13 protein-coding genes and 1 pseudogene are annotated in these 13,209 nt (G+C 70.6%); 10 read left to right on the forward strand and 4 right to left on the reverse strand.

Annotated elements, in window-relative coordinates:
• The first annotated feature begins 346 nt into the window (after window positions 1–346).
• The 6 genes and pseudogenes from PV721_RS33880 to PV721_RS33905 all read left to right on the forward strand — a co-directional run bounded on the left by PV721_RS33880 (window position 347) and on the right by PV721_RS33905 (window position 4,316).
• Window positions 347–478, forward strand: coding sequence for a hypothetical protein (locus PV721_RS33880; protein ID WP_319731150.1), 132 nt, complete (start codon window positions 347–349; stop codon window positions 476–478).
• A 74-nt stretch (window positions 479–552) separates the two neighbouring features.
• Window positions 553–1,188, forward strand: a complete 636-nt coding sequence (locus PV721_RS33885) for a VOC family protein (RefSeq protein WP_214939799.1) — start codon at window positions 553–555, stop codon at window positions 1,186–1,188.
• Between the two features lie 102 nt (window positions 1,189–1,290).
• A pseudogene (locus PV721_RS33890) lies at window positions 1,291–2,066 on the forward strand (IS5 family transposase).
• A gap of 217 nt (window positions 2,067–2,283) precedes the next feature.
• Window positions 2,284–3,087, forward strand: coding sequence for a polysaccharide deacetylase family protein (locus PV721_RS33895; protein ID WP_319731153.1), 804 nt, complete (start codon window positions 2,284–2,286; stop codon window positions 3,085–3,087).
• Window positions 3,088–3,184: 97 nt separating this feature from the next.
• The gene (locus tag PV721_RS33900; protein WP_319731155.1) at window positions 3,185–3,511 is read left to right on the forward strand and encodes a nuclear transport factor 2 family protein; all 327 of its coding nucleotides are present in this window, start codon (window positions 3,185–3,187) and stop codon (window positions 3,509–3,511) included.
• Between the two features lie 181 nt (window positions 3,512–3,692).
• Entirely contained in the window at window positions 3,693–4,316 is a 624-nt protein-coding gene (locus tag PV721_RS33905) for a hypothetical protein (protein ID WP_319731157.1), read from the forward strand.
• Window positions 4,317–4,456: 140 nt separating this feature from the next.
• Here PV721_RS33905 and PV721_RS33910 read toward each other — a convergent pair whose 3' ends face one another.
• The 3 genes from PV721_RS33910 to PV721_RS33920 form a co-directional block, all read right to left on the reverse strand.
• On the reverse strand, window positions 4,457–5,734 hold the full coding sequence (locus PV721_RS33910) for an extracellular solute-binding protein (protein WP_319731170.1): 1,278 nt from the start codon (window positions 5,732–5,734) through the stop codon (window positions 4,457–4,459).
• Between the two features lie 295 nt (window positions 5,735–6,029).
• A complete protein-coding gene (locus PV721_RS33915) occupies window positions 6,030–6,647 on the reverse strand; it encodes an SMI1/KNR4 family protein (protein ID WP_319731159.1) in 618 nt (205 codons plus the stop codon).
• 59 nt (window positions 6,648–6,706) lie between these two features.
• On the reverse strand, window positions 6,707–7,075 hold the full coding sequence (locus PV721_RS33920; RefSeq protein ID WP_319731161.1) for a DUF192 domain-containing protein: 369 nt from the start codon (window positions 7,073–7,075) through the stop codon (window positions 6,707–6,709).
• Window positions 7,076–7,309: 234 nt separating this feature from the next.
• On the opposite strand from PV721_RS33920, the gene PV721_RS33925 reads away from it, so the two are divergent.
• Window positions 7,310–8,083 (forward strand): A24 family peptidase, encoded by a 774-nt coding sequence (locus tag PV721_RS33925; protein ID WP_319731163.1) that lies wholly within the window; start codon window positions 7,310–7,312, stop codon window positions 8,081–8,083.
• A gap of 142 nt (window positions 8,084–8,225) precedes the next feature.
• Here the strand turns inward: PV721_RS33925 and mgrA are convergent, their stop codons facing one another.
• Entirely contained in the window at window positions 8,226–9,263 is a 1,038-nt protein-coding gene (gene mgrA, locus PV721_RS33930) for an L-glyceraldehyde 3-phosphate reductase (RefSeq protein ID WP_319731164.1), read from the reverse strand.
• Between the two features lie 127 nt (window positions 9,264–9,390).
• On the opposite strand from mgrA, the gene PV721_RS33935 reads away from it, so the two are divergent.
• The 3 genes from PV721_RS33935 (at window position 9,391) to PV721_RS33945 (ending at window position 12,924) form a co-directional block, all read left to right on the forward strand.
• A complete protein-coding gene (locus PV721_RS33935; RefSeq protein WP_030850457.1) occupies window positions 9,391–10,152 on the forward strand; it encodes an isoprenyl transferase in 762 nt (253 codons plus the stop codon).
• 323 nt (window positions 10,153–10,475) lie between these two features.
• Window positions 10,476–11,792, forward strand: coding sequence for a PhoH family protein (locus PV721_RS33940; protein ID WP_319731167.1), 1,317 nt, complete (start codon window positions 10,476–10,478; stop codon window positions 11,790–11,792).
• A 436-nt stretch (window positions 11,793–12,228) separates the two neighbouring features.
• Complete coding sequence (locus tag PV721_RS33945) at window positions 12,229–12,924, forward strand: transglycosylase SLT domain-containing protein (RefSeq protein WP_319731168.1); 696 nt, start codon at window positions 12,229–12,231, stop codon at window positions 12,922–12,924.
• Window positions 12,925–13,209 lie beyond the last annotated feature (285 nt).

Here is a 13,209-nt window from a genome sequence, read left to right on the forward strand (position 1 = left end):
GTCCTGGGCCGTGTCCCGCGGCTGGGGCGGCGGGCTTCGCCGGGGGCGGTCGGAGAGGTGGCGCCGGGCGCGCGCCGGGGCGTCTCCTCGGGCGCCGAACGTGACGGGGGGTCGGAGGGCCGAGGGGATTGCGTTCGGCGCCCTGCGGGGAGCGCCCCGGCACACACCCGTCCCCGGCCGGCGTCTTCGGTCCCGGTCGTGATGCCCCGTCGTGTGGGCGTTATCCGGGGTCTTCGGTGTTCCAGGTGATGTCGTAGTCGAAGCCCTCGATGCGTTCGCCGCCCTCGTACTCCCCTGGGTCAGGCGCTAGAGCCTGTCTCTTGGAAGTGCGCCGGATCGAAATCCTGTGGCAGCAGCGCTCGCCCCGCAGCGGCTGATCGGGCGGGTCGTGGGCCTCGCCGAGGCGGCAGCGCTGCCGCCTGGCTTCGACCGGGCCTCCCCCGCCGGGATGACGATGATCGATCCGCTCCACGGCTGAATCCACGGCGGACGCGGCCGGGGCGACGGGCGTGGCGTCGGGATTTGTGCGGGTTGTCGGGTGATGCTGGCGCAGTGCGACTTGATCACGTGTCCTATGCGGTGGCCCGCGACAGCTTCGTCTCGACCGTCCAGTGGATCGGATCGGCCCTCGGCGCCGGGTTCGTCGACGGGGGCGTGCACCCGCGATTCGGCACACGCAATTTCATTCTCCCGCTGAGCGGCGGCACCTACGTCGAGGTCGTCACCACACTCGACCACCCCGCCGCCGACCGCGCACCCTTCGGCCAGGCGGTCGCGCGCCGCGCCGCCGAGGGCGGCGGCTGGCTCGGTTGGGTGGTCTCCGTCGACGACATCGCCCCGGTCGAGGCCCGCCTCGGCCGCACCTCGGCCGAGGGCCACCGTGTCCGCCCCGACGGGTTCGACCTGAGGTGGAAGCAGATCGGCCTGCTGGAACTGCTGGAGGACCCGCAACTGCCCTACTTCCTCCAGTGGTTGGTCCCCATCGAGGAGCGCCCGAGCGCCGACCCGCGCACCTCCACCACCATCCACGGGGTCTCCATCGCCGGCGACGCCGCCTCCATCGCCGAATTCCTCGGCGAACCGGCCGACCACCCCCTCGACCAGATCGACGTCACCTGGGTCGAGGATGAGGAACCGGGCCTGGTCTCGGTCGAGTTCGCCACCGCCCACGGCCCGGTCACGATCTGACCAGGGCCCGACTGCCCGGCGGGAGCAGCCGGCTGGGGTCTCCTGGCTAGCGCGTGTCTCTTTGACGGGTTGATCAGTTGATCGGATGTGTCTGCCCGATGAGTGATCACTGATGCGACGCGGGGCCGGATCGAGCCGCTGCTGCCGGCCGATCCGGTCCGTGGACGGCGGTGGGCTGATCACCGCCGAACGCTCGAGGCCATCGCGTGGAAGTACCGCACCAACTCGCCCTGGCGGGACCTGCCCGACGAGCTCGGCCCGTTCCAGACCGCCCACAAACGGCTGATCAGATGGGCCGTCGACGGAACCTGGCAGAACATCCTGACCGCCGTGCCGGTGGCCGCGGACGCCGGTGACGACATCGGCTGGACCGTCTCGGTCGACTCCACCGTCCGCGCCCACCAGCATTCCGCCGGAGCGAGCAAAAAGGGGCCGAAGGCCGCAGCGAGCCCGCCGACCACGCCCTCGGACGCTCACGCGGCGGCCTGAGCACCAAGGTCCACCTGGCCGCCGACGACCGTGCACGGCCCTGGCCCTGACCGTCACCGCGGGCCACGCCCGGCGACGCACCCGCCTTCGAAGCGGTCACGGCCCGCATCCGCGTGCCACGAGCCATCCGGCCCCACCTGCGACGACGCGGGATCCGCGCGGTCATCCCGCAGCCGTCCGACCAGATCGGCCACCGGCTGCGGCGAGGACGCCGAGGCGGCCGCCCGCCCGGCTTCGACGCCGAGATCTACAAGCAGCGGAACAGCGTCGAACGCTGCATCAACCGCCTCAAGCAGTGGCGCGGCCTGGCCGCACGATGCGACGAACTCGCCATCGCCTGCCAGGCAGCACTCCACCTCGCTGCCATCCTCATCCGGGCACGACGCTGACCAAAGAGACAGAACCCAGTTGTGTTCACGACCAGCCTCCTCGTTCATGAGGGGCCATTGCGACTGCATCCGGCGGGAGTTGGGATTCGGACCAAAGGCCCAACAGTCACTTTGGTGTCATTACATGGAATTTAAGGCCCAATTGACTGGAACTCCTCGGTGGTGATGGACGTCCTGATCCAAGGAACGCCCACGAAGCGGATGGGGAGGACACTTCATGAGGTTCTTGACGGGAGAGAGCAAGCGGGGCATTCGGGCCGGTGCCGTCGTCGTGGCCTCGGCCGCCGCCGTCGCGGCGACCGTGTGGGGGGTGGCGACCCTGGTGGAGCCGGGGAAGGCCGCCACGCAGCAGAACGTGTCCCGGCCGGCGGACTCCGGTGGTGCCGCCGGGTCGCAGCCGCAGGCGATACCCGAGGGCATAGCCCACGCGTCGGAGGCCGGTGGGAACGCCGTCAACATCACCATCGACGACGGCCCCGACCCCCGATGGACCCCGAAGGTGCTGGAGGTCCTCCGGCGGCACGACGTCAAGGCGACCTTCTGCATGGTCGGGCCGCAGGCCAAGGCCCACCCCGACCTCGTCAAGAAGGTGGTCGCGGCCGGTCACCGGCTCTGCGACCACACCATGGACCACGACACCGCCATGGACAAGAAGCCCGTCGCCTACCAGGAGCAGCAGATCCTGGACGCGAAGAAGCTGATCGAGGAAGCCGCGGGCAGCGGCGCGAAGGTGGAGTACTACCGGGCCCCCGGCGGCGCGTTCACCCCGGACAGCCGGCGCATCGCCGCCGCGCACGGCATGCGGCCGCTCGGCTGGAACGTCGACACGAAGGACTTCGGCAAGCCCGGCACGGCCGCCATCGTCGACGCCGTGAAGCGCGAGATCGGCAACGGTCCGACGGTGCTCTTCCACGACGGCGGCGGCAACCGCGCGCAGACCGTCGACGCCCTCGACCAGGTGCTGGACTGGCTGGGGAAGCAGGGCCGGCCGACCGGATTCCCCGTCCGCACCGCCCCCTGACACGCCGTCCGCCCGGCGAACGGGTGACGGTCGGCCGCGCGGACCCGCCCGCGTTGTTCCCTGGTCGGACGCACGTACGCACCCTCAGGAGGGTCCTGTGGCCATCGCCCCCGGCAAACTGTCCGACCCCGCGGTCGGCGCCCTCGTCGCCGCCGTCAACGCGCACGACAAGGACGCCTTCCTCGCGCTCCTGACCCCCGACGCGACCATGTCCGACGACGGTTCCGACCGTGACCTCCACGAGTGGATCGACCGGGAGATCTTCGACTCCGGCGGTCACATGGACGTCCAGTCCGAGTCCGACGGCGGCCGCTCCCTCCTCGTCAGCTACCGCAACGACACCTGGGGCGAGATGCGCACCGCATGGCGCTTCACCGTCACCCAGGGCGGCATGATCAGCCGTTTCGAGACCGGTCAGGCCTGAGGTCCGGCCGGTCGCCGCGCCACGCCCGGTACCGCCGCCGTCAGGCACCCGCTCTCCGGTGCCGTCCGGCCCGGGGAGCCGGAACGGCGGCGCGTGCAGCCGTACGCGTCGGGCGCTCCCGTACGGGTGAAAGCGGGCCCGGCGTCGTTCCGGCCCGCCGCAGGGCCGCGTTGGGCCGGGCATGAAGCGCACCCGCCTCGCCGCTCTCGCTCTCGCCACCGCCGCGGCGGCCCTCGCCCCCGTCCTCGGCCAGCCGGCCACGGCCGCGGAGACGCCGTACGTCCAGGACCCGGCGGGCGGCGAGAAGAGCATGAAGTCGATGTGGACCAAGGACGAGCTGCACAAGGTGGAGGGGCAGTTCCGCTTCTACCCGGGGGTCCAGTACAAGACGGTCACCCGCCCGGGCCCCGCGGCGGCGCCGGACTACGAGCGCCAGGTCGCCGACCCCAAGACGCTGGCGTGGCTGCCCTCGTACGAGTTCGCCTGGTCGGTGTCGGACTCGACGGTGGTGAAGAAGGCGGTGACGGTCAAGGAGGGATCGCACCCCATCGTCGTGCGGGCCGTGCTGCGGACGGCCAAGGGGGCCGAGGTGGCGCAGGTGCGCAAGGAGCTGACGGGGAAGCCGGCGACCGGGCGGGAGAAGGTCGCGGGCGCCGAGCGGATCGCGTGCGACACCGGTGAGTACGCGGTGGAGTGGTCGGTGACGCGGTCGGGCTACGGGACGCTCACGGGCACCCTGCGCTGGAACTCCAGCTGCGAGCAGTACCGGACGGCGTTCGCTTCGAACCACGGACAGCAGCGCTGACGGTGGGGGCCGGCCGCCCCGCGCACCTTGTGGGTGCTCGGCGGGCGACGGGGCCGCGGCCTTGGATCAAGTGCCGTAGGGCCATGGTGCCGCACGGGGTGCTCTGCGGCAGGGGGCGGAAGTCCCGTGTCGAGGATCTTTCAGTGATTCTTGGCGGCCTTCGCCTGGGCGGCGATGTCCTCGAGGACGGCCTTGGGGTCGCCGGTCGGTTCCACGGCACGGCCGATGTTGCGCTTGATGGTGTCGCTGACCGTCAGCCAGGCCGGGTCGTTGACCGGGTAGAGCTGGGCGCCGCGCAGTGCGTCCAGGAACTGCTGGTCGTTCTTGTCCAGACCGCCGCCGGCCGGGGTGCGCGATGCGGTGACGGTGGACGGCAGCAGGCGGTAGCGGTTGGCGAACTCCGTCAGGTTCTTGTCCTGGTAGATGAACTCCAGGAACTTGGCGATCTCCGCGCGCTTCCCGTTCTGCTTGAAGGCCATCATCCAGTCGGCCACGCCGACGGCCGGCGGGTTCTCCCCGACGCCGAGGTTGTCCGAGACGGGCATGGCGATGGTGCCGACGCCGATTCCCTTGCCGCGCGCCTCGTAGGCGAGCGACGGGTAGCCGTTGAGCATGCCGACCTCGCCGCGCAGGAAGGCGGCGAAGGCGTCGGCGCGGTTGAGCTTGGAGGGCGGGGTCGGGCCGGTGTAGCCGGTGGCGACCATGTGCTCCTTGACCCAGCTCCACGTCTTGATGTTCTGCTCGGAGGCCAGGGCGTAGTTGCCGGCGCTGTCGGCGTAGCCGCCGCCGTTGCTCAGCTCCCAGATCATTGCCTCGGCGTGCGCCTCTTCCGGGCCGAGGGGCAGGGCGTACGGGTACGCCACGCCCTTGTCCTTGAGCGCCTTCGCGGCGGCCTTGAGGTCGGACCAGGTCTTCGGGGGTTCCTTGATGCCGGCCTTGGTGAAGAGCGCCTGGTTGTAGAAGAGGAGGCGGCTGCTCGCCACGAAGGGCAGGCCGTAGAGGGTGTTGCCGACGGTGCCGGCGTCGGCGAGCGGCTGGAGGAAATTCGCCTCGGCGGTGACCGAGAGGAGTTCGTCCGCGGGATAGAGCTGGCCCTGGGCGGCGAAATCGGAGTAAGAGCCCATGAGCGCGACGTCCGGCGCCTTGCCGGCCTTGACCATGCGGGAGACCTCGCGGTCGATGTCGGCCCACGGCAGGAGCTTGACGTCGACCTTGATTCCGGGATTGGCCTTCGTGAAATCAGCCGTCATCTTGTCCCAGTAAGGCTTGGAACCGGTGGCCGGGCTGTCGCTGTCGCCGTATTCGGCGGCCACCAGGCGCAGCGTACCGCCGTCACCTGCACCGTCTCCGGAGCCACCACATCCGGACAGAGGCATCAGCAGGCCGAGCACGACCGTGGTGGCGGTCGTGCCGAACATTCTTCGTCGCACGGGTGTATTCCCCTGATTTTCTTTTGAATCTCGTTGTTACTTATGGGTTGCTCCGGGCCGAGGTGTATCTGGATGTGCCCGTTGGCCGGAATTCTCTCCCGACGAAGGGGTGGTTGATTGCATTGGGGGTGCAGTTGTGGTCAATGCTCCAAGTGCGGCTTTTCCGGCTGGTGTTTTCCGATATGTGATCGGTAAATCGGACGCGCGTAGACCTGCCGAAAAGCCCGTTTCCGGTCGCGGAAACGGGCTGCGGGCGGGTGCGGGCCCGAGGGGCCCGAGGGGCTTAGTCGGCGAACTCGCCGGCGTACGGGTCGGGCTCGCCCGTCTCCGGGTTGCGGCCCTCCTGCCAGCGCCGCTGGGCCTTGCGCCAGTGCACGAAGCTGAGGTGGCCGCCGTCCCAGAAGGTGATGCTGACGGGGCTCACGTCGAACTCGTCGGAGCAGAGCCGGTACAGGAATTCGGCCATGCCGTACGGGTACACCGCGAAGGAGTCGGCGGTGTGCCGCCCGCAGACCAGGACCGGCCACCGGTCCGGGTCGGGGTCGGAGGTGAGCCAGCACAAGATGTCCGAGCCGCCGGTGACGCCCCAGGCGATGATCGCCTCCGGGTCCACGTCGAAGGCGGCGCGACCGCCCACCGCCTCCCAGGCCTGCCGGGCGTTCTCGGTCTCCTCGGCCATCTCGGCCGGATCCCACTGGAGTCCGGGCTTGGGCAGCGGCAGCAGGATGCTCGCCTCGCCGTTGATGGAGCCCGCGCCGAACCGGCCCATGAATGCGATGAAATCGGCCGGGAACCGGGTTCCCCAGGCGGCCTCCGCCGCCGGCCAGTCGATGTCCTCGTCGGCGCCGTGCGTCGCCGGCATGATCTGCTCCAGCGCCTTGATCCGCGCGTTCTCCGTCATGCCGCTCCCCTGATGCCCCAGCTCAACCGCCCCAACCTACTGCCGCGGACGGGCACCGCCTAGCCGTGCGTGAGACGCCCCGGTACGTCCGCCTTGACGGTGGTGCCGGCCCGCAGCCCCCAGCCGGCCATGGCGCCGGCCGCCGTCTCCAGGACGTGGCGCGAGCGGATGCGGGGCAGGCCGAGGCGGCCGGGGGGCATGGTGACCACGGCGAGGACGCGGAGGTTCCGGTCGAGGTAGGCCACGTCGATCGCGAACCGCATCCGGAAGGTGTGCACGCTCCCGGCGGGGGTCAGCAGCAGCGCGCCCTCGATCCCGTCCCGGCCGAGCAGCCCCCGGGTGCGGGCCCGGTAGGAGGCGGCGACCTCCAGGGGGATGCGGGCCGCGCCGATGTGCAGGGTGCCGGTGCCGTCCCGCCAGTTCGCCATCCGGTCAGGGTAGGGGGCGTGCGTTGAGGGGGCGCTGCCCGCGGCCCCCCCGCCCAGTCGCCGGCCGGGCTTCAAGATCGGCCCCGGACCCGCGCCTCGAACGCCGGGCGAGGCCACGTGCAGGCCGGCGCCGGCCTGCACGTGGCCTCGCCCGGAGGGCGGTTTCAGGCCCGTGGGTCCTCGAAGCGGGGAGATGCCCCGCGCAGCGGGACCCGTGGGCGCTACCGTCGCGGCATGGGTGTCGCCGTGATCGTTCTTGCCGCCGGCTACGGCGCCACCGCGGGATGGCTGTTGCCGCGGGCCGTGTACCGGTTCTCCGTCGAGCCGGGGGAGCCCTGGCGTGAGCGCTGCCCGCAGGGGCACCGGCTGCGCGGCTGGCTCGGCCCCGCCCGCTGCCGGGTTCCCGCGGAGGCCGTCGTGCAGGGCTCGGGCGGCCGGCCCCCCGGGTCCGCGGCCCCGCACGCCTACGGCAGGCGCTCCGTCCCCCTCGCCGCCCTCGCCGGGGCGCTCTGCGCCGTGCTCGGCGCGGCCGTCGGGGCGCGGCCCGAGGCGGTGGCCTACGTGGGGCTCGCCCCGGTGGTCGTGCTGCTCGCGCTCGTGGACCGGGCCGTGCACCGGCTGCCCGACGTGCTGACCCTGCCGCTCGCCGCCGCGGTCGCCGCCGGGCTCGGTGCGGCCGCCCTCCTGCCCGGCGCCGGAGGCGACTGGCGGCTCGCACTCTCCGGCGGCGGCGCGCTCGGAGCCGCGTACCTGTTGCTGCACCTGATCAACCCCGCCGGCATGGGCTTCGGCGACGTCAAGCTGGCGCTCCCGCTGGGGGTCGCTCTTGGGTGGTACGGGTGGGGGGTATGGGCGGCAGGGGCCTTCCTGGGCCTCCTCTACGGGGCCCTCCACGGGCTCGGCCTGCTGTTGCGCGGCTCCGGGACCCGCGACCAGGGCTTCGCCTTCGGCCCCTTCATGGCGGCCGGAGCACTCACCGGAGTGCTGCTGGGCGGTTTCGGAGCGTAATCGTGGCGCGCCAATGCACGCAGCATGCTTTACGAAGGGTTATGGTGGAACCCCCCCCTCGGGCCGGTCCGTATCCCCCCCACGGACCGGCCCGTTTTTCGTTTCTCCGCCGTTTCCCAGGGCGTCGAGGCGAATGCGCAGGTCAGCCGCGCTGGGCCCAGATGTTGGTGCCGGGGGTGGACACCGCGAAGGAGTCGATCTCCTTCAGCTCGGCCTCGGAGAGCGGCGCGGACGCCAGCGCGGCCACGTTCTCCTCCAGCTGCTTCACGCTGGAAGCGCCGATCAGCGCCGAGGTCATCCGGTCGTCGCGCAGCACCCACTTCAGTGCCAGCTGGGCCAGGGACTGGCCGCGGCGGGCCGCGATCTCGTTCAGCCCGGCCAGCCGGCGCAGCACCTCGTCCGACAGCAGGTCCGGGTTGAGGGACTTGCCCTGCGCGGCGCGCGAGTCCGCGGGGATGCCCTTCAGGTACTTGGCGGTCAGCATCCCCTGTGCGAGCGGCGCGAAGGAGATGCACCCCATCCCGGCGTCCTCCAGGGTGTCCAGCAGCCCGTCCTCCTCCGTCCAGCGGTTGATCATGGAGTACGAGGGCTGGTGGATGAGGGGGCGCACGCCCATGTCGCGCAGGATCCGCACGGCCTCCGCCGTCTGCTCCGCCGTGTACGAGGAGACGCCCACGTACAGCGCCTTGCCCTGCTGGACCGCGGACGCGAGGGCGCCCATGGTCTCCTCCAGCGGGGTCTCCGGGTCGAAGCGGTGCGAGTAGAAGATGTCGACGTAGTCCACGCCCATCCGCTTCAGAGAGGCGTCGAGCGAGCTGAGCAGGTACTTCCGGCTGCCCCACTCGCCGTACGGGCCGGGGTGCATCAGGTAGCCGGCCTTGGTCGAGAGGATCAGCTCGTCGCGGTGGGCCGCGAAGTCCTGCGCGAAGACCTTGCCGAAGTTCAGCTCGGCCGAGCCGGGCGGCGGCCCGTAGTTGTTCGCCAGGTCGAAGTGGGTGACGCCGAGGTCGAAGGCGCGGCGCAGGATCGCCCGCTGGGACTCCAGGGACTTGTCGTCGCCGAAGTTGTGCCAGAGGCCGAGGGAGATCGCGGGGAGCTTGAGGCCGCTGTGGCCCGTGCGCCGGTACTCCATGGAGTCGTAGCGCGAGGGCTCTGCCCGATAGGGATTGGTATCAGTCACGTTGTCCTCCCTATCACGGACTTGTGACAGACCGAGTTGGGTACCCCATCCCGCCGCGCAGTAATGTGGCCGCCTCGGGGGAGACCGCAATTGGCACGGGGGCATTGCACGGAGGGGCTGGAAGATCGTGAAGCTGCGCGACCTGGTGTACAGGCTCTACGCACGCCGGGTGGAAGGCCGCCTCGACCATGACGCGGCGCCCAAGCACATCGGCGTCATCCTGGACGGCAACCGTCGCTGGGCGAAGGCGTCCGGAGGTACGACGGAGCAGGGCCACCAGGCCGGAGCCGACAAGATCTCCGAGATGCTCGGCTGGTGCACCGAGACGGACGTCGAGGTCGTCACCCTGTGGATGCTGTCCACCGACAACCTGGACCGGCCCGAGGTCGAGCTCCGCCCGCTGCTCAACATCATCGAGAACACCGTGCGGGGCCTCGCCGCGGACGGCCGCTGGCGCGTCCACCACGTCGGCAACCTCGACATCCTGCCCGCCGGGACGCAGACGGTGCTCAAGGAGGCCGAGCAGGCCACCCACGACGTCGACGGGATACTCGTCAACGTCGCCGTCGGCTACGGCGGCCGGCAGGAGATCGCGGACGCGGTCCGCTCGCTGCTCCTGGAGCACGCGCGGAAGGGCACCTCGTTCGAGGAGCTCGCCGAGATCCTCGACATCGACCACATCGCCGAGCACCTCTACACGCGCGGTCAGCCCGACCCGGACCTCGTGATCCGCACCAGCGGCGAGCAGCGGCTGTCCGGATTCATGCTCTGGCAGAGCGCGCACTCCGAGTACTACTTCTGCGAAGTGTTCTGGCCGGCCTTCCGCAAGGTCGACTTCCTGCGGGCCCTGCGCGACTACGCGGCCCGCCACCGGCGCTACGGCACCTGAGCCCGCAGGCCCCCCGCGGGCCGTCGCAGGTTCCCCTCGGCCCCCTCCCGGAACCCTTCACCAGGGATTCACCGAGCGTCCGTCATATGCCATGGCATGGCCTGGCCTGATCGGGGAATATCCCTCTCAGGTCGATGCCCGATCCACGGGTGTCGAGTCTCAGCGGACGGCATGGGGTCGTCCGCCCGGGAGGCCCTTTGCACCAGGACGCACGTGCGGTTCGCACGGACGGAGTGGGAGGGCCGGAAATCGGCCCCGGCATGGGTGCCGATGACCGGTCCGGTCTTCATGGCCCGACCTCTTCCGAGGGGGTACGTCCTTCCGTGGTGACCAGCACAAAGCGCCGCCTGCCCGACAGGCGGACCTACGTCCTCGACACCAGCGTCCTGCTGGCAGACCCCAACGCGATCACCCGCTTCGACGAGCACGAGGTCGTGCTCCCGATCGTGGTGATCACCGAGCTGGAGGCAAAGAGGCACCATCCCGAACTCGGCTACTTCGCGCGTCAGGCCCTGCGCCTGCTCGACGACTTCCGGGTTCGCAACGGTCGCCTCGACGCCCCCATCCCGCTGGGCGATCTGGGCGGCACCCTGCGTGTCGAGCTCAACCACTCCGACCCGGGTGTCCTGCCCGCCGGCTTCCGACTGGGGGACAACGACTCGCGGATCCTCGCCGTCGCCCGCAATCTGCAGGCCGAGGGCTACGACGTCACGGTGGTCTCGAAGGATCTCCCGCTGCGCATCAAGGCCTCCTCCGTGGGGCTGATCGCGGAGGAGTACCGGGCGGAGCTCGCGATCACCGATGCCGGCTGGACGGGCATGAGCGAGGTCGCCCTCTCCGGAGAACAGGTGGACCTCCTCTACTCGGAGGAGCGCCTCCACGTGCCGGAGGTCGCCGAACTGCCCGTGCACACCGGACTGGTCCTGCAGTCCGAGCGCGGCAAGGCGCTCGGCCGGGTCACCGCGGACGGCAACGTGAAGCTCGTACGCGGCGACCGCGAGGCCTTCGGGCTGCACGGCCGCAGCGCCGAGCAGCGCATCGCCCTGGACCTCCTCCTCGATCCCGAGATCGGGATCATCTCGATGGGCGGCCGGGCCGGCACCGGAAAGTCCGCGCTGGCCCTGTGCGCCGGCCTGGAGGCGGTGCTGGAGCGGAGGCAGCATCAGAAGGTGATGGTCTTCCGGCCGCTGTACGCGGTGGGCGGTCAGGACCTCGGCTACCTGCCCGGGGACGCCTCCGAGAAGATGAGCCCCTGGGCGCAGGCGGTCTTCGACACCCTCTCGGCGGTCGCCGGACGCGAGGTCATCGAGGAGGTGCTGAACCGCGGGATGCTGGAGGTCCTGCCGCTCACGCACATCCGCGGTCGTTCGCTGCACGACGCCTTCGTGATCGTGGACGAGGCCCAGTCGCTGGAGCGGAACGTCCTGCTGACCGTTCTGTCCCGGATCGGGGCGAATTCGCGGGTCGTTCTGACCCACGACGTGGCCCAGCGGGACAACCTGCGGGTCGGCCGGTACGACGGAGTCGTCGCCGTGGTCGAGAAGTTGAAGGGACATCCGCTCTTCGCGCACGTCACGCTCACGCGGTCCGAGCGCTCCCCGATCGCCGCACTGGTCACCGAGATGCTCGAAACGCTCTGACCCCGAGGGCCTGCTTCCGGGCAGTCGAAACGGTCAAAAACCTCATAGCGGGAAGGCGAGTTGGCGCCGCCCGGCAAAGGCCCGAGAGCCTAGCCGGGCGGCGTCGTGCTGCACAGCCCTTTGGCGAAATCGACGGCGACATGCCAGGTGTGACCTTTCCCACGCAACGGAGAATTGCCTTGCGGTGTCGCGTTCCGGCAGAGTCTGGTTTCCGTCAGGCCCCGCATACGGCACATCTGTATCTCCCGTGAGGTACACGCAGCACCACAACTCCACAGTCGAATGCCGTATGCCGCCCGGAGTTTCACGGAGCAGCCCCCGCGAGGGAGTTGCCCACGGGCCCGCGCCTCCAGTGACCGTAGAACCACGGAGGCCAGAGTCGAGGGGCACTTTTGCGCCCGCGCGGTCACTGCGGACGCTGCTGGAAGGACACCGTGTGAGCCGGATCTCGGTCCGGGGGTTCGCCGTGGCTTCGGCCACCGCGGTCACCACCGTCGGCGCAGTCGTGGGCGTTGCCACCGGCGACCCCACGAACGATCTCGAGACGACCGCTTCCGGCGCGACTCTCCTTGCCGAAATCCCGGTCGGCGATCAGGCGCAGGTCCAGAGCGCGTCCCTGACGCAGCAGGCCGACACCATCGCCCACGCCGCCGACGCCGACGCCAAGCGCTCGGCCGAGGAGGCCGCCCGCCTCCAGGCCGCCGAGGACGCCAAGGCGAAGAAGGCCGAAGCGCAGAAGGCCGCCGACGAGAAGGCGAAGAAGGAGCGCGAGGCGAAGGAAGAGGTCGCCAGCCGTTCCGCCGCCCGCGACGCCGGCGACTTCGCCGTCCAGAGCTCCTACACGGTCGCCCAGGTCAAGGCCATCGCCCAGCAGATGGTCCCGGCCGGCCAGTTCCAGTGCTTCTCGAACATCATCAACCAGGAATCCACCTGGAACTACAAGGCCGTGAACTCGTCCTCGGGCGCCTACGGTCTGGTCCAGGCGCTGCCCGGTTCGAAGATGGCCACGGCCGGCGCGGACTGGCGCACCAACCCCGCCACGCAGATCAAGTGGGGCCTGAACTACATGAACGTCCGCTACGGCAGCCCCTGTGGCGCGTGGAGCTTCCACCAGGCCAACGGCTGGTACTAGAAGCACGCTCAACCTCGTGGAGCCCCGCACCGCCACACGGTGCGGGGCTCCTCGCGTGTACGGTCTTCGGGGTGTGCCCGTAGACGGGGGCGGGGGAAGGAAGCGACATGGCGAAGCGGGAAGGCTGGCTCGGCCGGCTCGGGAACAAGCTGAACCGGATGGAGGCGCGGCTCAACGAGCGGCGCGCCGAAGTCGAGGCCGAGACCAGTGGGGACCTGCGGGGCAGCGCCGCGACGCCGCCGGCGGCCCCCGGGCCGACCGCCCCCGAGCCGCCCGTTGCCGCCC

The sequence above is a fragment of the Streptomyces sp. MB09-01 genome (assembly GCF_033794505.1).
In the GTDB taxonomy this organism is placed as follows: Bacteria; Actinomycetota; Actinomycetes; order Streptomycetales; family Streptomycetaceae; genus Streptomyces.

What these genes read in the sequence shown, in the direction of transcription:
- PV721_RS33895 (WP_319731153.1), top strand. Translation starts at nt 2,284, where the DNA reads ATGAGGTTCTTGACGGGAGAGAGCAAGCGGGGCATTCGGGCCGGTGCC.
- PV721_RS33905 (WP_319731157.1), top strand. Translation starts at nt 3,693, where the DNA reads ATGAAGCGCACCCGCCTCGCCGCTCTCGCTCTCGCCACCGCCGCGGCG.
- PV721_RS33910 (WP_319731170.1), bottom strand. Translation starts at nt 5,734, where the DNA reads ATGTTCGGCACGACCGCCACCACGGTCGTGCTCGGCCTGCTGATGCCT.
- PV721_RS33915 (WP_319731159.1), bottom strand. Translation starts at nt 6,647, where the DNA reads ATGACGGAGAACGCGCGGATCAAGGCGCTGGAGCAGATCATGCCGGCG.
- PV721_RS33920 (WP_319731161.1), bottom strand. Translation starts at nt 7,075, where the DNA reads ATGGCGAACTGGCGGGACGGCACCGGCACCCTGCACATCGGCGCGGCC.
- PV721_RS33925 (WP_319731163.1), top strand. Translation starts at nt 7,310, where the DNA reads ATGGGTGTCGCCGTGATCGTTCTTGCCGCCGGCTACGGCGCCACCGCG.